Annotated in this window: 20 protein-coding genes and 1 tRNA gene; 11 read left to right on the top strand and 10 right to left on the bottom strand. The window is 74.1% G+C overall.

Annotated elements, in window-relative coordinates:
- The first annotated feature begins 178 nt into the window (after positions 1-178).
- The 3 genes from GBN72_RS06380 (at position 179) to GBN72_RS06370 (ending at position 5042) form a co-directional block, all read left to right on the top strand.
- Positions 179-1234 (top strand): mechanosensitive ion channel family protein, encoded by a 1056-nt coding sequence (locus GBN72_RS06380; protein WP_151770585.1) that lies wholly within the window; start codon positions 179-181, stop codon positions 1232-1234.
- Between the two features lie 193 nt (positions 1235-1427).
- Complete coding sequence (locus tag GBN72_RS06375; RefSeq protein ID WP_151770584.1) at positions 1428-3650, top strand: NADP-dependent isocitrate dehydrogenase; 2223 nt, start codon at positions 1428-1430, stop codon at positions 3648-3650.
- Between the two features lie 159 nt (positions 3651-3809).
- Positions 3810-5042 carry a cytochrome P450 gene (locus GBN72_RS06370; protein ID WP_151770583.1) on the top strand — a complete coding sequence of 411 codons (1233 nt, stop codon included), beginning with the start codon at positions 3810-3812 and terminating at the stop codon, positions 5040-5042.
- Positions 5043-5187: 145 nt separating this feature from the next.
- Here the strand turns inward: GBN72_RS06370 and GBN72_RS06365 are convergent, their stop codons facing one another.
- The 3 genes from GBN72_RS06365 to GBN72_RS06355 all read right to left on the bottom strand — a co-directional run bounded on the left by GBN72_RS06365 (position 5188) and on the right by GBN72_RS06355 (position 7750).
- Positions 5188-5682: a hypothetical protein gene (locus GBN72_RS06365; RefSeq protein WP_151770582.1), complete on the bottom strand. Its 495-nt coding sequence runs from the start codon at positions 5680-5682 to the stop codon at positions 5188-5190.
- Positions 5679-6254, bottom strand: coding sequence for an RNA polymerase sigma factor (locus GBN72_RS06360; RefSeq protein WP_164540409.1), 576 nt, complete (start codon positions 6252-6254; stop codon positions 5679-5681). Before GBN72_RS06360 ends, GBN72_RS06365 begins: the two co-directional genes overlap by 4 nt.
- A 65-nt stretch (positions 6255-6319) precedes the next feature.
- Positions 6320-7750: a S8/S53 family peptidase gene (locus GBN72_RS06355; RefSeq protein ID WP_151770580.1), complete on the bottom strand. Its 1431-nt coding sequence runs from the start codon at positions 7748-7750 to the stop codon at positions 6320-6322.
- A gap of 172 nt (positions 7751-7922) precedes the next feature.
- Here GBN72_RS06355 and GBN72_RS06350 point away from each other — a divergent pair, with 172 nt between their 5' ends.
- Positions 7923-10532, top strand: a complete 2610-nt coding sequence (locus GBN72_RS06350) for a CHAT domain-containing protein (protein ID WP_151770579.1) — start codon at positions 7923-7925, stop codon at positions 10530-10532.
- Positions 10533-10683: 151 nt separating this feature from the next.
- Here GBN72_RS06350 and GBN72_RS06345 read toward each other — a convergent pair whose 3' ends face one another.
- A complete protein-coding gene (locus GBN72_RS06345; RefSeq protein WP_151770578.1) occupies positions 10684-11796 on the bottom strand; it encodes a hypothetical protein in 1113 nt (370 codons plus the stop codon).
- A 217-nt stretch (positions 11797-12013) separates the two neighbouring features.
- Between GBN72_RS06345 and GBN72_RS06340 the strand changes: the two genes are divergently transcribed.
- A complete protein-coding gene (locus tag GBN72_RS06340; protein WP_246212282.1) occupies positions 12014-12562 on the top strand; it encodes a DUF6817 domain-containing protein in 549 nt (182 codons plus the stop codon).
- A 37-nt stretch (positions 12563-12599) separates the two neighbouring features.
- Here the strand turns inward: GBN72_RS06340 and GBN72_RS06335 are convergent, their stop codons facing one another.
- Both GBN72_RS06335 and GBN72_RS06330 read right to left on the bottom strand, forming a co-directional pair.
- Positions 12600-13412 carry an inositol monophosphatase family protein gene (locus GBN72_RS06335; RefSeq protein WP_151770577.1) on the bottom strand — a complete coding sequence of 271 codons (813 nt, stop codon included), beginning with the start codon at positions 13410-13412 and terminating at the stop codon, positions 12600-12602.
- A gap of 26 nt (positions 13413-13438) precedes the next feature.
- Positions 13439-13750 carry a hypothetical protein gene (locus GBN72_RS06330; protein ID WP_151770576.1) on the bottom strand — a complete coding sequence of 104 codons (312 nt, stop codon included), beginning with the start codon at positions 13748-13750 and terminating at the stop codon, positions 13439-13441.
- Positions 13751-13969: 219 nt separating this feature from the next.
- Here GBN72_RS06330 and GBN72_RS06325 point away from each other — a divergent pair, with 219 nt between their 5' ends.
- From GBN72_RS06325 to GBN72_RS06315, 3 genes are all read left to right on the top strand, one after another.
- Complete coding sequence (locus tag GBN72_RS06325) at positions 13970-14311, top strand: antibiotic biosynthesis monooxygenase family protein (RefSeq protein WP_151770575.1); 342 nt, start codon at positions 13970-13972, stop codon at positions 14309-14311.
- Positions 14312-14549: 238 nt separating this feature from the next.
- The gene (locus GBN72_RS06320) at positions 14550-15728 is read left to right on the top strand and encodes a M14 family zinc carboxypeptidase (RefSeq protein ID WP_151770574.1); all 1179 of its coding nucleotides are present in this window, start codon (positions 14550-14552) and stop codon (positions 15726-15728) included.
- A 223-nt stretch (positions 15729-15951) separates the two neighbouring features.
- Positions 15952-16728 (top strand): class I SAM-dependent methyltransferase, encoded by a 777-nt coding sequence (locus GBN72_RS06315; protein WP_151770573.1) that lies wholly within the window; start codon positions 15952-15954, stop codon positions 16726-16728.
- A gap of 145 nt (positions 16729-16873) precedes the next feature.
- Here the strand turns inward: GBN72_RS06315 and GBN72_RS06310 are convergent.
- The 4 genes from GBN72_RS06310 to GBN72_RS06295 all read right to left on the bottom strand — a co-directional run bounded on the left by GBN72_RS06310 (position 16874) and on the right by GBN72_RS06295 (position 20882).
- Positions 16874-16947: transfer RNA gene (locus tag GBN72_RS06310), tRNA-Pro, on the bottom strand.
- A 173-nt stretch (positions 16948-17120) separates the two neighbouring features.
- Entirely contained in the window at positions 17121-18248 is a 1128-nt protein-coding gene (locus GBN72_RS06305; RefSeq protein WP_151770572.1) for an LLM class flavin-dependent oxidoreductase, read from the bottom strand.
- Positions 18249-18287: 39 nt separating this feature from the next.
- Positions 18288-19343 (bottom strand): LLM class flavin-dependent oxidoreductase, encoded by a 1056-nt coding sequence (locus GBN72_RS06300; protein WP_151770571.1) that lies wholly within the window; start codon positions 19341-19343, stop codon positions 18288-18290.
- A gap of 618 nt (positions 19344-19961) precedes the next feature.
- A complete protein-coding gene (locus GBN72_RS06295; RefSeq protein WP_151770570.1) occupies positions 19962-20882 on the bottom strand; it encodes a TIGR03564 family F420-dependent LLM class oxidoreductase in 921 nt (306 codons plus the stop codon).
- A gap of 619 nt (positions 20883-21501) precedes the next feature.
- Between GBN72_RS06295 and GBN72_RS06285 the strand changes: the two genes are divergently transcribed.
- From GBN72_RS06285 to GBN72_RS06275, 3 genes are all read left to right on the top strand, one after another.
- A complete protein-coding gene (locus tag GBN72_RS06285; RefSeq protein WP_151770568.1) occupies positions 21502-22110 on the top strand; it encodes a nitroreductase family protein in 609 nt (202 codons plus the stop codon).
- Positions 22111-22219: 109 nt separating this feature from the next.
- Positions 22220-23059: a DUF1684 domain-containing protein gene (locus GBN72_RS06280; RefSeq protein ID WP_151770567.1), complete on the top strand. Its 840-nt coding sequence runs from the start codon at positions 22220-22222 to the stop codon at positions 23057-23059.
- 418 nt (positions 23060-23477) lie between these two features.
- Positions 23478-24755, top strand: a complete 1278-nt coding sequence (locus GBN72_RS06275) for an NtaA/DmoA family FMN-dependent monooxygenase (RefSeq protein WP_246212281.1) — start codon at positions 23478-23480, stop codon at positions 24753-24755.
- Positions 24756-24882 lie beyond the last annotated feature (127 nt).

Here is a 24882-nt window from a genome sequence, read left to right as displayed (position 1 = left end):
GGCCGGGTGCGGCAGGATGGGTCCGCCCGCCCGGGCCACGCAGGCGTCCGGGCGGAGGTCCCCCTGCCGGCGTCGGCCGGGAACCCGGGGGACGGCGGAACACATCCCCGGCGAACCGAACAGGTGACAAGGTGACGAGACTCCCCCTCCGTCGGACGGAAAGCCCTGGAGGCGCCCGGTGAACCGAGCGCTGGAGCTGCAGGACCTGATCCGGGCGGGCATAGCGGTGGGCGCCGGTCTGCTGCTGGCCTTCCTGGCGCGGATACTGATGCGCTGGCTGGGCCGGCACGCGGAGCGCACCCGCTGGCAGGGCGACGACGTCCTCGTGGGCGCGCTGCGCACGGTGGTGCCGTGGGCGGCCGTCCTCGGCGGCGTGGCGACGGGCGCGGCGCTGCTGCCGCTGACGTCCGCTGTGGGCCGGACCGTCAACCAGGCCCTGACCGTGGTGATGATCACGGTGGTGACGCTGACCCTGGCCCGCGGGGTGGGCGGCATGGTCGGTGTCATCACCCAGTCGCGTTCCGGGGTGGCGTCCTCGGCGTCGATCTTCGTGAACATCACCCGGGTGTCGGTGGTGGCGCTGGGCTTCCTGGTGATCCTCCAGTCGCTCGGCATCTCCATAGCGCCGCTGCTGACCGCCCTGGGGGTCGGCGGTCTGGCGGTGGCGCTGGCGCTGCAGGACACGCTGGCCAATCTGTTCGCCGGCATCCACATCCTCGCCTCGCGAACGGTGCGGACCGGCGACTACATCCGGCTGGCCGGCGGCGAGGAGGGGTACGTCGTCGACATCAACTGGCGGCAGACCACCATCCGCAACCTGTCGCAGAACCTGGTGATCATCCCGAACGGGAAGCTCGCCGGGACCAACATGACCAACTTCAGCCGCCCCGGCGAGGACCTGACGATCATGGTGCAGGCCGGTGTCGGCTACGACAGCGACCTGGAGCACGTGGAGCGGGTCACCGCCGAGGTCGTCGCCGAGGTGATGAAGAACGTGGAGGGCGCGGTGCCGGAGCACGAGCCCGCGATCCGCTTCCACACCTTCGCGGAGTCCCGGATCAACTTCACCGTGATCCTGGGCGTCGGCGAGTTCAGCGACCAGTACCGGATCAAGCACGAGTTCATCAAGCGCCTGCACCGCCGCTTCCGGGCGGAGGGCATCTGCGTGCCGCCACCGCTCCACGACGTCACCGTACGGCGGGACGAGCCGGTCATGCCCCGCCAGCGCTCCTGACGACGGGCGGCACCGCGCGGGAGGACGACCCGCGGGCCCCGGCCGCCCGGCCGGGGCCCGCGGCCGTCCGGGGGGCCGGTGCGGTGGAAGAGGCGGGGCGGTGCGGTGGAAGAGGCGGGCCGGGGGTCACGCCACCACGATCACGAGATATCTTGATGTCGAGCAATGTTGCAGACGTGGAGCGGAGCACCCGGTGACTGACTCGACCATCATCTATACGCACACCGACGAGGCGCCGGCCCTGGCGACGTACTCGTTCCTGCCGGTCGTGCGGGCGTACGCCGCGCAGGCGGGTGTCCCCGTGGAGACGCGTGACATCTCGCTGGCCGGCCGCATCCTCGCGGTCTTCCCGGAGTACCTCCGTGAGGACCAGCGGATCCCGGACGCCCTGGCGGAGCTCGGCGAGCTGGCCAAGAAGCCCGAGGCCAACATCATCAAGCTGCCGAACATCTCGGCGTCCATCCCGCAGCTGAAGGCCGCCGTGGCCGAGCTGCAGGCGCAGGGCTACGAGCTGCCGAACTACCCGGACGACCCGAAGACCGACGAGGAGCGCGACATCCGCGCCCGCTACGACAAGGTCAAGGGCTCCGCGGTCAACCCGGTCCTGCGTGAGGGCAACTCCGACCGCCGCGCCCCCGCGTCGGTGAAGAACTACGCCAAGAACCACCCGCACCGCATGGGCGCCTGGTCCTCGGACTCGAAGACCAATGTCGCGACCATGGGCGAGAACGACTTCCGCTCCACCGAGAAGTCCGCCGTGATCTCCGAGGCGGGTTCGCTGCGCATCGAGCTGGTCACCGCCGCCGGCGGGACCACGGTGCTGCGCGAGTCGGTGCCGGTCCTCGAGAACGAGGTCGTCGACGCCTCCGTGATGCGCGCCGCCGCGCTGCGCGAGTTCCTCTCGGCGCAGGTCGCCCGCGCCAAGGAGGAGGGCGTCCTGTTCTCCGTGCACCTGAAGGCCACGATGATGAAGGTCTCCGACCCGATCATCTTCGGTCACGTGGTGCGCGCCTTCTTCCCCAAGACCTTCGCGCAGTACGGCGAGCAGCTGGCCGCCGCCGGCCTCTCCCCCAACGACGGTCTGGGCGGCATCTACAAGGGCCTGGAGTCCCTCCCCGAGGGTGACGCGATCAAGGCGTCCTTCGACGCCGAGCTCGCCGAGGGCCCGGCCCTGGCGATGGTCGACTCCGACAAGGGCATCAGCAACCTGCACGTCCCCTCGGACGTCATCGTCGACGCCTCCATGCCGGCCATGATCCGCACCTCCGGCCACATGTGGGGCCCGGACGGCCAGGAGGCCGACACGCTGGCCGTCCTGCCGGACTCCAGCTACTCCGGCGTCTACCAGGCCGTCGTCGACGACTGCCGCGCCAACGGCGCCCTCGACCCGTCGACCATGGGTTCGGTCCCCAACGTCGGCCTGATGGCGCAGAAGGCCGAGGAGTACGGCTCCCACGACAAGACCTTCGAGATCGCCGAGGCCGGCACCGTCCGCCTGGTCGACGCCAAGGGCGACGTGGTGCTGGAGCAGCCGGTCGAGGCCGGCGACATCTTCCGCGCCTGCCAGACCAAGGACGACCCGATCCGCGACTGGGTGAAGCTGGCCGTCACCCGTGCCCGCGCCACCGGCGCCCCGGCCGTCTTCTGGCTGGACGCCGAGCGCGCCCACGACGCCAAGCTGATCGAGAAGGTCCAGGCGTACCTGCCGGAGCACGACACCGAGGGCCTGCAGATCGAGATCATGGCGCCGGTCGAGGCGACCAAGTTCTCCCTGGAGCGCATCCGCCAGGGCCTGGACACCATCTCGGTGACCGGCAACGTGCTGCGCGACTACCTGACCGACCTCTTCCCGATCCTGGAGCTGGGCACCAGCGCCAAGATGCTGTCGGTCGTCCCGCTGATGGCGGGCGGCGGCCTCTTCGAGACGGGCGCCGGCGGCTCCGCCCCGAAGCACGTCCAGCAGCTGGTCAAGGAGAACTACCTGCGCTGGGACTCCCTGGGCGAGTTCTTCGCCCTGGTGCCGTCCCTCGAGCAGTTCGCCAAGGTCACCGGCAACGCCAAGGCCCAGGTCCTGGCCGACACGCTGGACCGCGCCACGGCGACCTTCCTCAACGAGGACAAGTCCCCGACCCGCCGGGTCGGCGGCATCGACAACCGCGGCTCGCACTTCTACCTGTCCCTGTACTGGGCGCAGGAGCTGGCCGCGCAGAAGGACGACGCCGAGCTGGCCGCCGCGTTCGCGCCGCTGGCCGAGAAGCTCTCCGCCGACGAGGCGAAGGTCGTCGAGGAGCTGAACGCGGTGCAGGGCGAGCCGGCCGAGATCGGCGGCTACTACCAGCCCGACCCGGAGAAGGCCGCCGCCGTCATGCGTCCTTCCGCCACCTGGAACGAGGCCCTGGCGTCCCTGGGCGCCTGACCTCGCCGGATCACCCGGTCCCACCGCACCGCCCCGCCCGGAACACCGGGCGGGGCGGTGCCGTCCCGGGCGGCCGCCGTGGTCCGGCCGGGCCCTTCGGTGAGGCCGCACGGAGCAGCCGGACGCGACAGGCGCCCCGGTCCCGCCCAGGGTGGTTCCATGACCCAGGAGATCACCGCCCCGACCCCGCCTCCGCCCGTCCGGGAATGGGTGCCGCCCGAGATCGACGGCCCCGATTTCGATCCGGTGCTGGCCGATCTGATGCGCGAGGCCCCGCTGACCAGGATCCGTCTGCCGCACGGCGAGGGCTGGGCCTGGCTGGCCACCCGGTACGAGGACGTCCGCGCCGTCACCAACGACCCCCGGTTCGGCCGGGCGGAGGTGACCCGACGGCAGATCACCCGGCTGGCCCCGCACTTCAAGCCCCGCCCCGGTTCCCTTGCCTTCGCCGACCAGCCCGACCACAACCGGCTGCGCCGCGCCTTCGCGGGCGCCTTCACGGTCGGCGCGATGAAGCGGCTGCGGCCCCGCGCGCAGGAACTGCTCGACCCGCTGGTCGGTGACCTGCTGGCCCAGGGGCCGCCCGCGGACCTGATCGCCACGGTGCTGGAGCCGTTCCCGCTGGCCGTGGTCAGCGAGGTGATGGGCGTCCCGGAGCCGGACCGGGAGCGGGTGCACGCCTGGACCCGGCAGATCATCTCCACCTCCGGCGGCGCCGAGGCCGCCGAGCGCGCCAAGGCCGGGCTCTACGGGTGGATCACGGAGACGATCCGCGCCCGGCGCGAGGACGCGTCCGCGGAGGGCGGCGTGCTGGCGATGCTGGGCGCCGCCGTCGGCCGCGGCGAGCTCTCCGAGGAGGAGGCGATCGGGGTGGCCGGGCCGCTGCAGATCGGCGGCGAGGCGGTCACCCACAACTGCGGGCAGATGCTGTTCCTGCTGCTCACTCGGCCGGAGCTGATGGACCGGATGCGCGGGGTGCTGGACCGCCCCGCCCGGCGGGACGCGGCCCTGGAGGAGCTGCTGCGCTGGATCCCGCACCGCAGCACCGTGGGACTGGCCAGGATCGCGCTGGAGGACGTCGAGCTGGCGGGCAGGACGATCGCCGCCGGGGAACCGGTGTACGTGTCGTACCTGGCCGCCAACCGCGATCCGGAGGTCTTCCCCGATCCGGACGGGATCGACCTGGCCCGTGACCCCAATCCGCACCTGGCGTTCGGCAACGGCCCGCACTTCTGCACCGGGGCGGTGCTGGCCCGGCTCCAGACGGAGCTGCTGGTGACGACGCTGCTGGAGCGGCTGCCCGGACTGCGGCTCGCGGTGCCCGCGGACCAGGTGCCCTGGCGCAGGCGGACCATGATCCGCGGGCCGCAGGCGCTGCCGGTCGCCTGGTGACGCTTGCCGGCCCGCGTCCACCGGCCGGCGCCCGCCGGTGGACGTCCACCGGCTGAACCTCCGCCGGCCGGCGCCCGCCCGGAGAGCCGCCCGGTGGGAGCCGCCCGGCGGGCCTCACTGGCGGGGGCGCCTCCCCGGGCCGCCGTCAGACCCGCAGCCACTCCGTGACGACCACCTCGTCGCCGGTCCGGACCCGCAGGGCGAACGGACCGGTGACGTCGACGGCGCAGGAGAACCCGCCCGTCGCGTCGGCGGCGCAGGACGCGGTCGCCTCCGGGGCGGGGCGGGTCAGCACCTCCACGCCCGCCTTCTGGGGCGGCAGCAGCTGGCCCAGGAGCCCGTCCTCGCCGACCTCGACGTCCACGGTGAGGTCGCCGGCCGCGAAGGTGAGCATCCGCGGCGCCTCCACGGCGCTGCGCACCGGTGCCGCGTCGACCAGGGAGTCGAAGGTGAGCTCGGCGAGCCGGGCGTCGAGGTCGTGGAGGGCGAAGGCGGCCAGCGCGGCGTCGCGCAGCGCGGACGGCACCGGGTCGCAGACCAGCGCCGCCTCCCGCAGCAGCCCCTCCACCTCGGCCAGCTGGGCCTCGTCGAAGGGCTCGCCCGCCTCGTCCGCCCCGTCGAAAGTCGTCCGGCCGTTCACAGAACCCCCCGGTCGGTCAGGCGCTTGCGCAGCCTGCGCAGGCACCTCTGTCGAATCGGTCCGATGGAACCCACCGCGATCCCCAGCGCGACGGACACCTCGCGGTAGCTGGGCGGCGGCTGGGCGATGATCAGGCGCAGCAGCTGGCGGCAGCGGTCGCCGAGCGCGTCGAACTCCTCCCAGACCGTGCGGTGCCGGTCGGCCCGCTCGGCCTCCGCCTCGTTCTCCAGAACGGTCTGCTCGGGCGAGCAGCCGTCGCACGGCCGGTCCAGCACCTGGGGGTCGTCGGTGGGCGTCCAACGGCGCTGGGCCCTCAGTACTTTGAGGCACTCGTGGCGCGCGGTCGCCGCGAGCCAGGCGCCGGCCTTCTCGGGCTCCCGGATGCGGCCCAGGTTCTGGGCGAACCGGAACCAGGCGATCTGGTAGACCTCGTGGGCGTCGGCCTCGGAAAGCCGGTGGCCGCGGACCACGGACCACACCAGCGGGCTGAGCCCGTCCACCAGTGCTCGCCAGGCGTCCTGGTCGCCCTCCACCGCGGACTTCAGCAGCTCCGCGACTGTCGCTCGTTCCACTCCCCCACCCCTCGTGTACGGCACGTCATCGTACGCCGTACGGGGGTCGGCCAGGCACGCGGCCGTCATGCCTCCTCCGCGGGGGAGCCGACGGGACGCCAGGTGGGCGGGCGCAGCGCGGGCGCCCTGCGGCCGCGGACCTCCGCGGTCTCCTTCTTGTGGGCGGCCAGCAGGTCGCGGCGGGCCCGGCGGGGGTCGGTCTCCTTGTGGGCGGCCATGTGCGCGGCGACCATGGCGGCGACGAGCGGGGTGGCGAAGGAGGTGCCGCTCCAGCGCGCGTATCCGGTGAACTCGACGCGCTCCGGCTCCGTCGGGGATGTCTCGCCGTCGGCGCTGAGCAGCCCGGAGTGGGCGGGGAAGCGGCAGGTGCAGGAGTAGTCGCCGCCGTGCCGGCACTCGTCGTAGCTGGAGTGCTGGTAGACGTACGGCACCGGCGCGTCGAAACCGGTGAGCGGTCCGGTGAGGCGCTCGCCGGGGGCGTAGACGTCCACCCAGCGGCCGTGGTTGGAGAAGCAGGCGTGGCCCTCTCCGTCGCCGCGCAGCGCGCCCACGGAGAGGACCGCCTTGGCGTAGCGGGGCTTGGCGGCGTAGGCGGCGGGGAAGAACGGGATGTCGTTACCGTTGTTGCCGGCCGCCGCGACCAGCAGGGTGCCCGGGTGGTCGAGCAGTTCGGCCATGAAGCGCTCCAGGCCCAGCAGACCCTCGTCGCCGCCGGTGGAGGTGCCCGCGGAGAGGCTGATCAGGGCGGGCCAGCCGGCCTGTTCGGCGGCGTCGAGGAGGAGGCCGCCGAACTCGGACTCCAGGATGGCGCCGGCGTCGTTGAGGGCGTTGCTGACGGTGATGTCGGTGTGCGGGGCGACGGCGGCCAGGACGCCGGCGATGAAGGTGCCGTGTCCCGCGTACTGCCGCAGCAGGCCGTCGGCGTCCCGCTCGGCGGTCTCCAGGTCGCCGTGGACCCGGACGAGCTGCGGGCAGCGGGCGTGGTCGCCGGTGAGTCCGGTGTCCACGACCAGGACGCCGACGGCGGCCTCCGGCTGGTGCCCGGGGTCGGCGGGGGCGGGGTTGGGGCCGTCGCCCGGCGGGGCGGGGACCGGCTCGTCGCCCGGGCAGGCGTTGGGGGTGAGCGAGATGACGTGGTTGCGGGAGGCCATGCGGCGGCCGGCGCGGTCCTCGACGGCGCGCACCGCGCGCAGCGCCCCGGCCACGGCGTGGTCGGCGTCCTCCGCCGCTCCGGCGGGTTCGGCGACCCGGATCCGCACCACGCCGGAGCGGTTGCCCGGCCCGGCGGGGCCGACCCGCTCACGGCGGGCGGCGCCTGGTATCTCCCCCAGCCGGCCGCGCACCGTGTCGGCGACCAGGTGGGCGTCCTCCCCGTCGCGCACCAGCAGGTGGCCGCGCTCGTACAGGAACCCCCCGCTCTCGTCGACGGCCAGCGGTACACCGGGCATGGAACGTCGGACCTGCTCGCACTGTTCTTGGAAGCGCCGGGCCGGCATGGGTGTCCTCCCCCTGTGAGGCGGTCTTCGGCGACTGCGGCGTCGTCGGGACTGCCGCGTCGTCAGGATGAGTCCGCCGAACGAGTTTTGATACAACGTAAGGGTTTCGATACGACGCCTTCACACGTCTCCCCTGGTGAAACCCCTGGCCAGGACTACTACCATGCGGGGGATGACAGCGGGAAGCGGTACCGTCCTCGAACTGCTGCCGATGGTCTTCGCCACGCCTTCCGTGGCCCTTCGCAGGGCGGAGCGGCTCCTCGAGTCCGGTCCGCCGCCGGAGCACGCGTCGGTGGCTCATCAGGTGATCGGCATCTGGCAGCGGGACTTCGGCGATCTGGACCTGGCGCTGCGCCATCTGCGGCGCGCCCGGGACCTGGCGGCGCGGGCCGGATCGCCGGACCGGGAGGCCGACGTGCTGGCCACGCTCGGGGTGGCCCTGGTGCACGCGGGGCGGACCCGCCAGGGGCTGGCTGCCTTCGAGCGGGGCGTGGGCCGGGGGTCGGCGCACACCCGGGCGCGGGTGCTGTACCGCAGGGCGTACTCGTTCTGGGTGCTGGGCCGTCACCGCGAGGCGCTGGACGACGTCCGGCGGGCGGTCCCGGTGCTGCGGCAGGCGCGGGACGTGATCTGGGTGGCGCGCTCGCTCACCCTGCGGGCGGCCGTGCACCTGGCGGTGGGCGCGGTGGACCGCGCGGAGGCGGACTTCGCGGCGGCGGAGGAGCTGTGGGGTACGACCGGCCAGGACCACGACAAGGCGGACGTGGTCGAGTGGCGTGCCCTGACCGCGTTCCGTGCCGGTGACATCCCGGCGGCGCTGCGGCTGTTCGACGAGGCCGCCGAGCGGTACACCGCGCTGGGCACCCCGACGTTCATGCTGAGCATCCGCCGCTGCGAGGTGCTGCGGGCGGCCGGGCTGGCCGTGGAGGCGCTGACCGAGGCGGACGCGGCGATCGCGGCGCTGGACCGGGTGGGCGGGCAGCGGACCCGCAAGGCGGAGCTGTTGCTGACGGCGGCGCAGGCGGCCGGTCCGGCGGGCGTCCCGGACGGGGCGGTGGACCGGGCGGCCGCGGCGGTGCGGCTGTTCGCCCGGCAGCGGCGGCCGTGGTGGGAGGCGCACGCCCGGCTGGTGCTGGCCGAGGCCCGGTTCGCCGCGGGCCGACGCACCGGCCGGATGGTGGCCGACGCGGCGGCGCTGGCCGAGCGGCTGGCCTCCTTCGGTTCGCCGTCGGCGCCGCAGGCGGCGCTGCTGGCGGGGCGGATCGCGCTGGCGCTGGACCGTCCCGCCGAGGCCGAGCTGCATCTGGCGCGGGCCGCCCGGGCCCGGCGGAGCGGGGCGCCGCAGGCCCGGGTGACGGGCTGGGTGGCGCAGGCGCTGCGGGCGCGTGCCGCCGGCTCGCGCCGGGGCGTGCTCCAGTCCTGCCGGCGCGGGCTGGACGTGCTCGACGAGCACCGGACGACGCTGGGCGCCCCGGAGCTGCGGGCCCGGGTGACCGAGCAGGGCGCCGAGCTGGCGGCGCTGGCCCAGGAGGCCGCGCTGGCCTCCGGAGGGGCGCGGCGGCTGCTGGAGTGGAGCGAGCGGTGGCGTGCCGTCGCGCTGGCGGCGCCGGCCGCCCGGCCTCCCGAGGACCCGGGGCTGCTGGCGGACCTGACGTCGTTCCGGGAGATCGCCTCGCGGGCCGAGGAGGCGCGCCGTGACGGGCGTCCGGTCCCGGCGCTGGAGCGCGAGCAGCGGCGTCTGGAGCGGGAGATCCGGGCGCGGACCCTGCGGGCGCGGGGCGGCGGCGCGGGGGACGGCAGGCGCCTGGACCCCGGGGCGCTGCTGGAGCGGCTGGAGCGCGACGGCGGGCAGCTGGTCGAGCTGGTGGTGCTGGACGACCGGGTACGGGTGCTGCTGTGCGGCGGCGGCCGGGTGCGCAGGTTCACGGGCGGGCGGCTGTCCCGCGCGGTCGCGGAGGCGGAGCTGGTGCAGGCGGGTCTGCGGCGGCTGGCCCACCCGGGGGGTGCGGCGCGGCTGCCGCTGCTGGAGGCGGCCGGGCGGCGGCTGGAGGAGTTGCTGCTCGGCGCCGCGGCCGGGGAGCTCGGGCCGGGGCCGGTGGTCGTGGTGCCGCCGGGGCGGCTGCACCGGGTGCCGTGGGCGCTGCTGCCGTCCCTGCGGGACCGGGTGGTGAGCGTGTCCCCGTCTGCGGGGGCCTGGCTGAGCGCCCGGGAGACCGCGTCGCCGCCGGCGGGCCGCCAGGTCCTGGTGCGCGGGCCGGGACTGGCCACGGGCGGTGCCGAGGTCCCCGAACTGGCCGACGTCTACGGGCGGCTGACCCTGCTGGAGGGGGACGGGGCGCGGGCCGCGTCGGTGCTGCGGGCGCTGGACGGGGCGTCGTTGTCGCACATCGCCGCGCACGGCGTCTTCCGCGCGGACAACCCGCTGTTCTCCTCGCTGCGGATGGCCGACGGGCCGTTGACCGTGCACGACTTCGAGCGGCTGGAACGCAGCCCGTACCGGCTCATCCTCTCCAGCTGCGACACGGCGCGGCTGGCGCCGGTCGGCGCGGACGAACTGCTGGGCCTGGTGACGGCGTTGCTGCCGCTGGGCACGGCCGGGGTGGTGGCGAGCAGCACGCCGGTGAACGACGCGGCGGTGGTTCCGCTGATGCTGGCGTTGCACAAGGGGCTGGCGTGCGGGCTGTCGCTGGCGGAGGCGTTGCGCGACGCCCGCGCGGCCCTTCCGGGCGACGCGGTGCACCTGGCCACCGGGTGGGCGTTCACCGCCTTCGGGGCCGCTTGAGGCCGCGCGCCGTCAGGGCGCGCGATCGGGCCGCGCGGGCAGGCTGCGACCGGGCCGCACGGTCAGCCCACGCGGTCGGGCGGCGCTGCCGGCCGTGCGCGTCAGCCTCGTCCGTCCTCGCCGCACGTGACGGCCGCGCGGGACCCGTGCCTCATCGGTTACCGGAGCTGCCGGTCCGGTCGTCCGTGGAGCGTTCGGCCCGGGCCCTGGCCGCAGACTCGCGGCGGCGGGTCTCGCGGAGGCGGCGGGCGGCGTCCTTGGCCCGGTCGCGGGCGGCGCGGGCCGCGGACTCCGCCTCGCGGGTTCCGGCGCGGGCCGCGCGGAGCTCGCCCTCCAGGCCGGCGACGCGCTGCTTCGCGGCCGTGACGCGGTCGGCGGCCTCCCGCGCCTCCCGGTCGGCGCCGGCGGCCGCCTCCTCCTCCTCGGCCGAGGCGCGGGCCGCCTCGTCGGCCTCCTGGCGGGCGGCCTCACGCTCGCGACGGCGGCGTTCGTTCTCGGCGGCCTCGCGCTCCCGGGCGCGGCCTTCCTGCTCGGCCGCCTCGCGTTCCCGGGCGCGGCGTTCGTTCTCGGCCGCCTCGCGGTCCTCGGCCCCGCGGTTCCTGTCAACGGCCTTGTTCTCCCGGGCACGCCCCTTCGTGCGGGCGGTGGGGTCCTCGTCGCGCCGGGAGGCGCGGCCGGCGCGCGCCCGGGGTTCCTCCGCAGCCGCCTCCTCGACGTCGCCGTCCCCGGCCCCGCCCTGTTCCGGCGGGGGCACCAGCCGCAGGTCGGGCGGTGCCGCACCGGCCATCGCCGCCGCGAACCCCGTGGCCGCGGTGAGCGGCTTGGCCAGTCGCCCCTCGGCCCAGACGCGCGCCGCGTCCGGGTCGGCCAGCACGGCACGAAGCGTCGCCTCGACCTCCTCCCGTGCTCCCTCCCCCACCCGGTGTCCGGCCCGCTCGGTGAGCTCGACGGCCTGCCGGGCCAGGGCGGCCACGAGCAGGTGCTGCTGGCGGGACAGTTCGCGCAGGGCTGCCCCGTCGAGGTCGAGGTGGGCCTGCCGCAGGGCCTCGCCCAGTCGCAGCAGCGGCCGGGTCTCCTCCCGGCGCTCGCGGACCAGCAGGTTGCAGGCCCAGGCCGAGAGGCTCGGCCTGCGCAGGGCCTTGATCCGGGCCGCCAGCTCGCGGTCCCCCTCCTTGCGCGCCCGGGCGGCCCGCTCGTCGCGCACCGCGGTGAACTCTTCGGGGCGCGCCCCGTACAGCTCGTCGGCCACAGCGTCGTAGTCCACCCGCACCTCCACCGTCCGGAAGCTCCGAGTTTGTCACCTTGCGAACGGTTGCCGCCCCTCCCGTTTCCCCCGTCCGGCCGGAGCGGCCCGGGAGCGGCCGCTCTCCCTCCAAGGTGAAGCTGAGGAGTAGGGAGGAAATCTCAGGATTGACTGGGGTCCGGGTGCCGGAAGAGGATCTGCGGGTCCGCGTCACCGGGAACGAAAGGACGCGATCCCCGTGCCCGACTCCCCCGCCGCCCGCGCCGTGGAACTGCTGCTCCGTTCCGGCGCGGCGGACATCCCCCACCCCGGTGGCACCCTCCACGCCCACCTGACGCGGGTGCATACGCGGTTGTCGGACTGGGGAGCCCGCCCGGCCCTCCGGCTCGCGGGCCTGTGCCATGCCTTCTACGGCACGGACGGATTCGCCACCGCGCTCCTGCCCCTGGAACACCGGGCCGAGCTGGCCGGGGTGATCGGCCCGGAGGCCGAGGCCCTGGTCCACCTGTACGCGTCCTGCGACCGCGCCGCCACCTACCCAGGTCTCGGCGGTCCCTCCCCCGTCTTCCACGACCGGTTCACCGGGCGGGGTTTCGTACCGACGCCCCGGCGGCTGCGTGACTTCGCGGAGCTGTCGGCGGTCAACGAGCTGGACATCGCCCGGGTGGACCCGGAGTTCCGGCAGCGGTGGGGTCCGGACCTGCTGGTCCTCTTCACCCGTCTCCGGCACCTGCTGAGCGACCGGGCGTGGACCGACTGCCGCGAGGTCCTGGGCACGGCCGGGTAGGGGGGCGGTCACGGGCCCCGCATCCGGATGCCCGCCGTCAGGCGTCGGCCCGGCTGCGCGCCATGGCCAGCAGAGCGGCGTGGGTCTCGTGGTCCGCCGCGGCGATCAGGCCGTTGGCGCCGGTGTACGGGGGCTCGCCGTCGAGTCCGGTGACCACGCATCCGGCGGCTTCGCACAGGGCGATTCCGGCCGGGAAGTGCACGCTGTCGCGCAGGTCTCCGTCGGTGACGTACGCGGCCCGGCGGCCCGCGGCGACCCACGCGACGGCCAGGGTGGTGGAGACGACCCGGGGCCGGAAGCGGGCGGTGAAGGCGGGGTCGGCGAGCAGGCGGGCGGCCAGGAAGCCGGGGGCGTTGGGGAAGGGCGGGTCGAGGTTGAGGTCGACGAGGTGGGAGCCGGGTGAGGGCGTCAGCCGGGTCTCCGCGCCGTCCCGGGCGAGGAGCCGCGCGCGGTCGGTGTCGGTCCAGTACACCTCGTCGGCGAAGGGGTCCGCCGTGGCGGCGGCGACCACCCGGCCGCCTCCGCGCAGCGCGACGTTCACGCCGACGAGCATGTTGTGCACCGCGTAGTTCAGGGTGCCGCAGAGGGGGTCGACGAGCCACCTGCGGCCGGCCTCCGCCGCCCCGGTGGCGCCGCTCTCCTCCCCCGTCACCGCGTCGTCGGGGCGCAGGGTCCGCAGGACGTCCAGGATGGCCTGCTCGGCGGCCAGGTCGGCCGCGGTGGCGAAGTCCCCGGCGCCCTTGTCGAACCGTTCCGGAGAGCCGCCGTACATCTCGCGCACCACCGAGGCCCCCGCACGCGCGGCGGCGACGGCCACCTGGGCGTCGGTCCGCCCGCTCGTCGTCAGCATCCGGCGAGCATAGGCGGCACGTCGCGTCACATGCTCGCGAAGGCGGAGATCAACGTGTCCGCGCGCAGCCGCAGTTCGGCGTCGGCGAGCCCGGTGACGGTGACCATCAGCACGTCGGTCCCCGCGGCGCGGGCGAGCGCGACCTCCGGTGCGGCACGGGTTCCGACGAGCGGGTAGGAGTACCAGCCGTCCGCGCGTTCGTCGTCGGTGCCGTCGACGCCCGCCTCGACGGTCAGCCAGTCCGTGCCGTCGAAGGCGTAGCCGGCGTAATGGGAGAGCAACTGGAGGAAAGGCAGCAGGTTGTGGCTCCATATCCAGCCCCTGACCGGCTCGGCCATGCGCCCTCCCGCCCGGGGGCGGGCCCGGCGCACCCACCGGAACTTCCGCCCCGGATGTTCACCTTGCCCGAAACGGGGGCCGACTGCGACCCTCCTCGCGCGACGGACCGTCCCGGGCCGGACCTCCGGCGCCGCGAGGCGGCCCGGCCCGGGAGCCGCTCGGCGGCCGGCACGCGAGCCGGTTGCGGAACCGCCGAGGCGGTGCGGCAGGATGAGGGCATGAGCGTCGTGAAGATCAACGTACTCAATGTGCCGAGCGAGCAGCGGGAGGTGCTGGAGAAGCGCTTCGCCTCTCGGGCGCACGCCGTGGAGAACTCCGACGGGTTCGAGTGGTTCGAGCTGCTCCGCCCCGTGGAGGGCACCGACAACTACCTCGTCTACACCCGCTGGCGTGACGACGAGTCGTTCCAGGCCTGGATGGAGGGCCCGATGAAGGCCGCCCACCAGGGCGGCGGCCAGGCCGAGGGCGGCGAGCGGCCGAAGCCGGCCGCGAGCGGGTCCACGCTGTGGTCGTTCGAGGTCGTGCAGCAGGCGGGACGGGCCGGCGGGCAGGACGCCTGAGGTACCGGCGGCCGGACCCCGGGGCCGCCTCCGCGACGCCTGACGCGTCGCGGAGGCGGCCCTTCGCCGTTCGCCCGCGCCACCGCGTCGCCGCGGTCCGTGCCGGCTCCTCGCCACGAGGACGCGGTGACCGCCGGGCCAATTCCTTGTATCCACCATGTTCACAGCGGCACCACGGGCTCCTATGGTGATCACGCACCACACCTGGGAAGTTGTCCGCAACACCTGAGGAGTAGGTATGTCCGTGCGCCGTTGGATCGCGGGGCTGGCCGGCATGGCGTTGACCGCCGGGCTCGGTACCGCGGCCGTCACCGCGACCGCCACCACCGCGGCGGCGATCCCGCCCACCTCCCACTGCGGTACCGAGGCCGGCGGCTCCGGAAGCAACGGTTTCGTCGACCACGCGCAGCTGACCCGCGCCCTCGAGCAGTTGGAGGCGAGCACCGGCGGCGTCGTCGACGTCGAGGTGGCCGGTCACTCCCAGCAGGGCAGGGCGATCCACACCGCCCGCGTCGGCGAGGGCGACAAGGTGGTGTTCGTGCAGACCCAGATCCACGGCAACGAGATGCACGGCACCGAGGCCGCCCTGGAGCTGCTCAAGCGGTGGGGCGCGAACACCCCGGCGGCCCGCGAGCTGCGGGAGCAGGTCACCGTCGTGGTCGTCCCGCGCCTGAACGTGGACGGCGGCGAGCTCGACCGGCGGCAGAACGCGATGACCTGGGACGATGCCGTCGCGGACTTCCCGCAGCTCGCCGGGGTCGCGCCGGCCTGGAACTACAACGCCCGCGTCGGCGGCTTCGACGTCAACCGCGACTTCAACCCCGACCTGGACTACGTCCCCGCCGCGCAGGACTTCCCGGGCGACAGCGCGGACACGGGCTGGTACATCACCCCCGAGGCGCGGACCTCCCGCGACGTCTACAGGGCGCTGGAGGCGGAGTTCGGAACCGTCGACTACTTCGTCGACCTGCACAACCAGTGGCCCTGCTACGCGACCGACGACCTGGAGAACATGTCGCCGCTGTCGATATCGGCCAAGTTCATCGACGACCCGTCGGAGTTCGGCGACTGGCCCAAGTTCGACCTGGACGCCTCGAAGCGGGCGAACGTGGCGGTCCACCAGGCGCTGCAGTCGCGTGGCGACTCCGGCTTCGGTCACCTCACCCTCTACCCGCAGGACACCAACCTCCCCGGCACCGCGCTGGGCTCGTACCAGCTGCGGGGCTCCGCGGTGGTGCTGTTCGAGACGTCGTCGCAGACCCAGTACGACGGGATGAAGCGCAACGGCATGCTCGCCAAGCAGATCGAGACCGGCCTGGGCGGGCTGGTCGACGCCGTCGCGGACGGCTCGGTGGACCGCCTCGACGAGAGCGCCTACGACGCCATTCCGGAGCGCGTCACCCTGCCCGCCGACTGACCTCACGCGAGGGCGGCCACCGGGGTCGGGCCGGCGGCGGGAACCCGGTGGCCGGGCCCGCCGCCGGACCCCGGTTGCCGGGCCCGCGGCCGGACCCCGGTTGCCGGGACGGCGGCCCGGCCCCGGCGTCCGGGCCGCCGTCCCGGCGAGGGGCGGCGGCCGAACGGGCGAATCGGGCGCGCGGGGCGGGGCGGGCCGCCGGTCCGCACGGTAGAGAGGGGCCATGCCGGAGAAGAAGCTCAGCGTCAACCGTGCCTCCCTCGGCCACCGCATCGGCTACGCGCTGCGGCACCCCGACCGGGTGCCGCGCCACCTCTCCCGGGCCGCCCGTGACCTGTGGCTGCGCCGCACGTCACCGGACCACGTCTCGTACTACCGGGCCGTCATGCGGTCCGACACCCGGGCCGGCCCCGACGCGGCGGTGGGCAGCGGCAGCCGGGAGCGCTGGATGGCGCTGGGAGCCCTGCAGTTCGACTACCTCGTCGGTCACGGGCTGCGGCCGGAGCACCGGATGCTCGACATCGGCTGCGGCAATCTGCGGGGCGGCTGGCGCTTCGTCCGGCACCTGGATCCCGGGCACTACTACGGCATCGACATCTCCCCCGACATCCTGTTCGCCGCCCAGGAGACGATCGTCCGCATGGACCTGCGGGACCGGCTCCCGGTCCTGACCCCGGTGCGGGACCTGACGCTCCGCTTCCTGCCCGACAGTCACTTCGACGTGGTGCACGCGCACAGCGTCTTCTCGCACTCGCCGCTGCCGGTCGTCGAGGAGTGCCTGGCCAACGTCGGCCGGGTGCTCGCCCCCGGCGGCTGGTTCGACTTCACCTTCGACCGCACCGAGGGGAAGGAGCACCAGGTGCTGCGGGAGGACTTCTACTACCGCACGGAGACGCTGCTCGCCCTCGCCGGGAGGCACGGGCTGAGGGCCGGATTCATGGACGACTGGGAACGCCTCCCGCACGGCCAGTCGAAGATCCGTGTCTTCCGGCAGCCGTGACGGAGAGCGACCGGACGACTCCGGCGCAAAACGGGCCGTCCAGGGCCGGCACGGACACCGGGACCGACCGGCCGGCCGACGGCGCGAACGGGTCAGGGCCGGTTTCGGATCTCTCCGAAACCGGCCCTGACCTGCGACTTCTCAGTCGGGACGACAGGATTTGAACCTGCGACCCCTTGACCCCCAGTCAAGTGCGCTACCAAGCTGCGCCACGTCCCGATGCGCTGTCCGTGGCCCCCCGTGGAGGTACCGCGTGATCGCGCGAACAGCACTTTACCGCACACCCGCGGGGTCCTCGAAGGGACCCCGGCCCGGCCCCGGGGCCGCCCGGCGGACCCTTGCCCGGCCGGGCTGCCGGCACCGCCCGCACCGCCCGGGTTCGTCCCGCGGGCTCAGCGGCGGCGCCACTCCTCGGCGAGCAGCTCGTAGGAACGGACCCGGTCGGCGTGGTCATGGGTGATGGTGGTGATCAGCAGCTCGTCGGCGCCGGTGGCCTCCTGGAGCTGCTCCAGCTGGTCGGCGACCCGCCGCGGGGAGCCGACGAACCGGGTGTCCACGCGGTCCGCGACCAGGGCCCGGTCCTCGTCGCTCCAGTCGTGCGCGCGGGCCTCCTGCGGTGTGGGGAACTCGATGGCACCCTCCGCCCTGCGGATGCCGCGCACCCACAGGCCGTAGCCGGTGGCGAGCTCTCGTGCGGTGCCGTCGTCCCCGGCGACGACGACGTCGGCCGAGACGCTGACATAGGGCCGCTCGAGTACGCCGGACGCTTTGAACGCGGCCCGGTAACCGGCCACCGCCTCGAGGACGGTGCCGGGGCTGACGTGGTAATTGGCCGCGAAACGCAGTCCGTTGCCGCCCGCCACCTGCGCGCTCTCGCCTCCGCTGCTGCCGAGGATCCACACCTCGACGTCGGCTCCCTCGCCCGGGACGGCGTGTGCCTCGATGCCCTCGGGCGAACGGTAGGTGCCCGCGAGCAGGGCGAGGATGTCGCCGATCTGTTCGGCGTAGTCCTGCGATCGCGCGCCCGGCTGCTGAAGCAGTGCGCGCTGCAGGGCGAACCTCGGCGAGCCGGCGAGGTTCCGGGAGGAGAACCGCGGTGGGATCAGCAGCCCGCCCGGGGCACGGCCGTCGACGACCGGGGCGGTGCCGGGCGGCGGGTCCGCCGGCGGACCGGGCGGGCGGCCTCCGGAGCGCCCCAGGCCGAGGTCGAGCCGGCCGGGGTGGAGCGCGTCGATGAGCCCGAACTCCTCGACCGTGGACAGCGCGGTGCGGTGACCCAGCTGGACGGCACCGGAGCCGAGGCGGATCCGCGAGGTGGCGGAGGCGGTCAGGGCCAGGACCACGGCGGGCGAGGTGCCGGCGACACCGGGGTTGAGGTGGTGCTCGGCGAACCAGTAACGGGCGTAGCCGAACTGCTCGGTGCGCCGGGCCAGGTCGATGGAGTCGCGCAGCGCCTGCGGCGCCGTGGCCCCGGAGGGGATCGGGACGAGGTCCAGGACGCCGAGCGGGATGCGGGACATGGCAGGTCTCCTCGGTGGTCGGCGGACGAGGGCGGGCGCTCAGGCGAGCACCGGCCCCCAGAAGGGCGGGTCGGGAATCTCGTGCCGCAGCACGGGAGCCACCTCGGACTGGAAGCGCTCCAGCGAGGACCGGTGCGTCTTCCCGTCGAGCCCGCCGGCGTCCGCGTGCAGGTGCAGCACCGTGTGCCCGAGGCGCTCGTGGTAGCGGTGCACCTTCTCGATGACCTGCTGGGGGCTGCCGACCAGTGCCGAACTGCGCTCCACGAAGTCCTCGAGGGTGGGGAACACCGGTTCCACGCCGAGGCGTCGTTGCAGGGCGAGATGGCCTTCGAACACCGGGCGGTACGCGCCGAGGGCCTCCTGCGAGGTCCGGGCGACCAGGAAGCCCGCCGAGCCGGCGCCGACCGCGATGCGCGCCGGGTCGTGGCCGTGGTGCTGCCAGCGCTCCCGGTAGTAGCTGATCAATTCGGCGTACGGCTCGATGGGGTTGGTGACGTTGGCCGAGAGCAGCGGGTCGCCGTGTCGGGCGGCGAGGTCGACCGACTCACGGCTGGTGGCGCTTCCGTGCCAGACGCGGATCGGCTGCTGGAGGGGCCGGGGCCACACTTCGGCGTCCCTGAGTTCCGGGCGGAAGTGCGTCCCGGCGGTCACCTTGTCCTGCCGCCAGATCCGCCGGAAGACCTCGTAGCTCTCCGCGTTGCGCTCCCACTGGTCCTCGGGAGTGACGTGGAACAGCTCCCGCTGGGCGGTGCCGTTGCCCTTGCCGATGATCAACTCGAGCCGTCCGCCGGACAGGTGGTCCAAGGTGGCGTAGTCCTCGTAGGCACGCACCGGGTCGAGCAGGCTGAGCGTGGTGACGGCTGTGAACAGCCGGATGCGCGAGGTGAGCGCCGCGATGTGGCTCAGGACGACCGGGGGCGAGGAGGAGATGAACGGCCGCTCGTGGCGTTCGCCCACGCCGAAGCCGTCGAAGCCCAGCTCCTCGGCGAGCCGCGCGTTGTCGATCACCTCCCGGAAGCGCTCGGTGGTCGGCTTCTTGACGCCGGTCACCGGGCCCGGGGCGTGCACGATCAAGGTGATGGCGAGGAACTTCACGGCACTTGTGGTCCTTCCTGTCCGGGGGACGGCCCGATCGGTGGATCGGAGTCCGGCATCCGCACGACGGTCCGGCGGCCGGACCCGGCGGCCGTGCGGCGGAGGTCACGCATCACGCACCGCCGCGAGGATCGGGTCGAGGTTCTCCGGGCCACGAGGCCGCCGCTCGGCGTCGCGCTCGGCGACCTCCTCATGGCGAGTGAGCCTTTCTCATGTCTCGAAGGAGAAGGTCGTCCGCGGGCATGACACGGAGGCCCTCCGTGAGCGGGGCGGCGATCACCCGGGGAGAGTGAGGTGTGCTGGGTGATGCGGCCGGGGCATGGCCCGGCCGGAAGCTGCGGCGGCCTGTCCGGCGTCGCCCGGTGACGCGGACGCCGTCCGGCCCGTGGGCGGTGTCGCCGCAGGAGGAGAACGGCCGGTCGAACGGCTCGTTACCGGATCAGGCGCGACACGCTGCCGACCACACCCGGCAGAGGTCGATGTGGCCGCGCGTAACGAGGCGCTTCCCGGCTGGCATGGGACCCATTGAGCAGTACGGCCGGCGATCCGTCAACCGCGCCGCGTCGAGCCGGCGGTCGAGCATCACGAGGGCGCGTTTCCGGACGGGTCGCGGTCGGCTCAGTCGTCCGCCAGCTCCCCGAGCAGTTTCCAGGTGCGGCGCCGGTCGGCCTCGTCGCCCAGGTCGGTCGCGGTGACGACGACCTCCGTGGCACCCGCCTCCCGGTACCGTCGCACCTCCGCGGCGAGGGTCTCCTCGTCCCCGACGGCCGCCAGGTCGGCGGCCCTGGTGGCGCCGGAGAGCCCGATGACCCGCTGGTAGGAGGGGATCGACTCGTAGAAGGCGAGGGTACGGACCGCGTTCTCCCGCACGGCCTCGACGTCGGCGGTCACCACGCCGGGCAGGCAGGCCACGATCCGGGGTGCCGGCCTTCCGGCGGCCTCGGCCGCCGCGGTGACGGCCGGCACGATGTGCTCGGCGAGCGCGCGCGGTCCGGCCAGCAACGGGATGATCCCGTCGGCGAGTTCGCCACTGGCGCGCAGCGACTGCGGAGCCATGGCGGCGACCAGGAGCGGCACGGGCGGCTCGGCCCCCGGCACCGCCGCCGGGCGCGGCGTGGTGGCGGTCAGCAGTTCGCCGTGGAAGTCGGCACTGCCGTCCTGGGTCAACTGGCGCAAGGCGGTGAGGAATTCACGCAGGAGCGCGATGGGGCGCTCGTAGCGGATGCCGAAACCGGCCTCGATCAACTTCGGTGCGCCGAGGGCGAGCCCCAGGTGGTACCGGCCCCCGGTGGCTGCCTGCGCCGTTCGGGCCTGGCCGGCGACCAGCAGGGGATGGCGTCCGAAGATGGGGATCGCGGCGGTCCCGACGTGCAGTCCGGGCACCTCGCGGCCGACGATCGCGGCGAGCGAGGGCGAGTCATGGCCGGCTGCCTGCCCGAACCACACCGAACGCAGGCCCACTTCGTGGGCCTCCCGGGCGAGCCGCACCGTGTCGTCGATCGTGGTCGCGGCGGGATCGAGTGTCACTCCAACGGTCATGCCATGGCCAACTCGCCGCGCGCACAGGGGAATTCCTCGTCACGTGTGACGAACTCGTGTCAGTCGTACGACAGACGCCGTGGGACGGGGTGGCCGGTTCACGCCGGGGGCCGCCCGGTACCGCCCGGCGGATCCGGGTGCGAGGGCATCGGCCCCGGTCGGCCACGGCGGGCGGACACGCACCGGCTCGGCCGGCCGGCATCCTGCGGACGGCCGGGCGCGGCGCGGCGGCCTTCTCGCCGAGCGCCGTGCCGGGGGACGGACCCGCGCGGCCCGGCGGGCGCGGGGCCGGGGCCGGGGGCCACTGGGCACGGGGCCGGGGGGCCACTGGCGCCGGTCGCCCGCGGTGTGCTTTGCTGCGCGCATGAGCATGCTCGTGTGTCGCCGCCACGTGGACTTCGTGCGCGTGACCACCATGTCCTGTTCCGCCGGACGCTGACCGACGGCGCTCACCGCGCCCGCGCGTCCCGCCGCCCTTCGCGGCCTTCTTGCTGTCACGCTCGTGATCCCACCTCCGGCCCGACCCGTTCAGGCCGCACCCAGTCGTACACCCTTGCGGTCGGCGGCTGTGCCGCGGTCGCCGCGCCGGCCGGGCGACGAAAGGCAAGGCATCAGACGTATGTCCCTTCCCCTGACGGAACAGGCCGTCTCCGTGCACCCGTTGCTGGCCGGGCGCTGGAGCCCGCGCTCCTTCGACGCCACGCACACCATCGGCGACGAGGAACTGCTCACGCTCCTCGAAGCGGCCCGCTGGGCCCCGTCCGCCGGCAACTCTCAGCCCTGGCGCTTCCTGGTCGGCCGGCGCGGCGACAGCACGTACCAGCGGATTCTCGGAGCCCTGAGGCCCGGCAACCAGTCCTGGGCGGACCGGAGTTCGCTGCTGTTGGCCGCCGTGGCGGCGGAACTGCGCGAGGACGGCACTCCGCACCACGACCCGTCGTACGACACCGCACTGGCCGTGGCGCAACTCGCCGTGCAGAGCACGGCGTTGGGGCTGCACGCCCACCAGATGGGCGGCTTCGACCCGGCGGCGCTGAGCACGGCGCTGAACATCCCCGACGACTACCGGCCGTTGTCCGTCACGGCGGTCGGCGCCCTGGCTCCGGCGGATCTGCTCCCGGAGGAGCTGCGGGTCCGAGAGACCGCCACCCGCGAGCGGCGTCCCCTCGCGGAGACGTTCTTCGCGGGGAGCTGGGGCGATCCGCTACGCACCGGGCAGGACGGATGACCGCCGGAAGGGACCTCCGGCGCACAGCCGCGCCGTCGCCCACGGACCGCGGGGGCCGAGAGGAACGCGAGGACCGAGAAGACCGCAGGTACCGCCAGGAGGAGCACACATGACCGTCCAGGATTCCGCCGCCGGCCCGGCAGACGTGGCGGCCCTCGCCGCGTTCACCGCGGAGTGGGAGGCGTGGCACCGCCGGCAGGAGGCCACCCTCGCCGACGCCCACGGATTTCTCGCCATCACCGGGCAGCACTGGCTGACCGTCGACCCGCAGCGTTTCCCGGACGCTCCCGGCACCTGGTCGACGGGCGAGGACGGCGTCACCGTCGTGCTCGACGACGGTGAGGAACTCGTCGTCGACGGCACGGCGGTGCGTGGCCGGCATTCCTTCGGGGTGCTTCCGGAACGCGGCGGCGTGAACGCCGTCTGGAAGGACGCGGTGATCGAGGTCGCCAGGCGCGGTGGCCAGGACCTGGTCCGGCCGCGCCACCCCGGACATCCGCTGCGCACCTCGTTCTCGGGGACGCCCGCGTACGCGCCGGACCCGCGCTGGGTGCTCACCGGCCGCTACACGCCCTTCGCCGAGCCGCGGCCGACGACCGTGGGCGCGGCCGTCGAGGGGCTGCAGCACGTGTACGACGCGCCGGGACGCATCGAGTTCGCCCTCGACGGCCGAGAGTTGAGTGTGACGGCGTTCGACGGGGGCTCCCCCGGCAGCCTCCTGGTGCTGTTCGACGACGCGACTTCGGGCCTGACCACGTACGCGGCCGTCAGGTCGCTGCGCGTCGACGCGCCGGACCCGGACGGAAGGGTGGTGCTGGACTTCAACCGCGCGGCCAACCTGCCGTGCGCCTACACGGACTTCGCGACCTGCCCGTTGCCACCCGCCGGCAACCGGCTCCCGGTCGCGATCGAGGCCGGCGAGAAGATCCCTCACGAGCGAGCGGCGTGATCCCGCTCCGCGGGGCCGCCGTGCGCGGGTGACGCCGGGATCACCGGTGGCGGAGGTGCCGGGAGCCCCTCGCGGGGCTTCCCGGTGTCTCCGGCCCCGCTTCAGCAATGCGCCCCTGTTTCCGCAGTGCTGCGAGCGCGGGCGTTTCATGTCGTGTCTGTGACGTGTTGCCGACTTCCTTGCCCGGCTGACCGCCCCCGGCGCATCGTCGCTGCGTGGCATCTTCCAGGTGCCGTGTCCGGCCCGGTCCAGGCCCGCTCCGCAGTGTCGCCTGCCGGCACGTCCCGGCGGTGGGCGCCAAGCACCGGACACCGCCGCGGACCTCTCCTTCACCTCCGAAACCGTGTCGGCCGGCGTTCAGCTGACGGCCGGCGAGATGGGACGCCCTGTGAGTACGCAGCCCAGGACTCTGAAGACCGTGACCGGAGCCGGTGACACCTCGGCGATCTACGACCTGGCGGTCGATCCCACCCGGTCGACCCTGGACCAGGCCGTGGAGGTGGCGAGGCTCGCGGAGGCCGCGCGGATCGACGCGCTGTTCACCGCCGACCTGCTGAGCTTCGACGCGCAGGGCAGCATCGGGTCTCAGGAACCGCTGGTGTTCGTCTCCGCGCTCAGCCAGGTCACGTCGCGGATCGGTCTGGTCGCCACGGTCTCGACCACCTTCCACCACCCCTTCAACCTGGCCCGGCTGTTCGGGACGCTCGACCATGTCAGCAACGGGCGGGCCGCCTGGAACCTGGTGACCTCGGCGGTCGGCGAGGAGAACTTCGGCGGCGTGCTGCCGAGCCCCGAGGAGCGTTACGCGCGTGCCGCGGAGACGCTGGAGGTGGTCAACGCGCTGTGGGACAGCTGGGAGCCCGGTGCCCTGAGCGTCGGCGCGGACGGCAGGGCGGTGCTGGACCGTGACCGCGTGCACCGGATCGGCCATTGCGGCCGGTTCTTCGAGGTGGCCGGACCGCTCAACATCCCGCCGTTGCCGCAGGGGCGGCCGGTGCAGATCCAGGCCGGGCAGTCCGAGGCGGGCCGGGCACTCGGCGCCCGGTACGCCGAGATCGTCTTCACCTCGCTGCCCACCTTGGACATCGCGGCGGACTTCACGGCGAGGATACGTGCCGAGGCACGGCGGTTCGGACGGGGCGACGGGCTGCCGCTCATCCTGTCCTCCCTGCACGCCACCTACGGCGCCAGTGAGGAGGAGGCCCGCCGGCTGGTGCGCGAGAGGCGCGAGTCGATCGACTTCGAACGCGGTCGTGCCCAGGTCGCGGACATGCTCGGCGGCGGTGTCGACCTGACGGAACTCCCTCTCGACCGGCCGCTGCCGGAGAGCCTGCTGCCCGACATCACCTCGGTCAACCGTCGCCGGGGCCGGGTCGGCATCTTCAGCGGTTACGCGCGCTCCGGCCACACCCTGCGGGAACTCGTCATAGCCGCCCAGGACACCGGGCACTGGGCTGTGGCCGGGACGCCCGAGCAGATCGCCGACACCGTGCAGGAGCGCTTCCGGGCGGGTGTCCTGGACGCGATCCTGGTCAACGGCCTCGCGGACCCGCGTCAGCACGACTTCGTCGTCAACGGCCTGCTGCACGAGCTGCGCAGGCGCAAGATCGTCGGAACCGACTACCGCGGGGCCACGTTGCGGGAGAACCTCGGGCTCACGCTGCCCGGCCGTGCCGCCGTGCCGGCCCGGGCCTGACGCATCGATCACCGTCGGTCGGCGGCGCGGACCCTCATGACGACGAACACGGTCGCCGGCGCCTTCGTCCGGGCGGAGGCCGGCGCAGCGCCGCGACCCGTCGCACCCCGCTCCCCCTTCGAGCAGA

The organism is Streptomyces abyssomicinicus, from assembly GCF_008974245.1.
GTDB lineage: Bacteria > Actinomycetota > Actinomycetes > Streptomycetales > Streptomycetaceae > Streptomyces > Streptomyces abyssomicinicus.
The sequence above is the reverse complement of the archived record's forward strand: the minus strand, read 5'-3'. Positions and strand labels throughout refer to the sequence as shown.

Bases quoted from the DNA above. Each gene is read 5' to 3' on its own strand.
- GBN72_RS06315 (WP_151770573.1), top strand. From the start codon at position 15,952: ATGCCGGAGAAGAAGCTCAGCGTCAACCGTGCCTCCCTCGGCCACCGC.
- GBN72_RS06355 (WP_151770580.1), bottom strand. From the start codon at position 7,750: ATGCCGGCCCGGCGCTTCCAAGAACAGTGCGAGCAGGTCCGACGTTCC.
- GBN72_RS06285 (WP_151770568.1), top strand. From the start codon at position 21,502: ATGTCCCTTCCCCTGACGGAACAGGCCGTCTCCGTGCACCCGTTGCTG.
- GBN72_RS06370 (WP_151770583.1), top strand. From the start codon at position 3,810: ATGACCCAGGAGATCACCGCCCCGACCCCGCCTCCGCCCGTCCGGGAA.
- GBN72_RS06295 (WP_151770570.1), bottom strand. From the start codon at position 20,882: ATGACCGTTGGAGTGACACTCGATCCCGCCGCGACCACGATCGACGAC.
- GBN72_RS06350 (WP_151770579.1), top strand. From the start codon at position 7,923: ATGACAGCGGGAAGCGGTACCGTCCTCGAACTGCTGCCGATGGTCTTC.
- GBN72_RS06335 (WP_151770577.1), bottom strand. From the start codon at position 13,412: ATGCTGACGACGAGCGGGCGGACCGACGCCCAGGTGGCCGTCGCCGCC.
- GBN72_RS06325 (WP_151770575.1), top strand. From the start codon at position 13,970: ATGAGCGTCGTGAAGATCAACGTACTCAATGTGCCGAGCGAGCAGCGG.
- GBN72_RS06305 (WP_151770572.1), bottom strand. From the start codon at position 18,248: ATGTCCCGCATCCCGCTCGGCGTCCTGGACCTCGTCCCGATCCCCTCC.
- GBN72_RS06320 (WP_151770574.1), top strand. From the start codon at position 14,550: ATGTCCGTGCGCCGTTGGATCGCGGGGCTGGCCGGCATGGCGTTGACC.
- GBN72_RS06330 (WP_151770576.1), bottom strand. From the start codon at position 13,750: ATGGCCGAGCCGGTCAGGGGCTGGATATGGAGCCACAACCTGCTGCCT.
- GBN72_RS06280 (WP_151770567.1), top strand. From the start codon at position 22,220: ATGACCGTCCAGGATTCCGCCGCCGGCCCGGCAGACGTGGCGGCCCTC.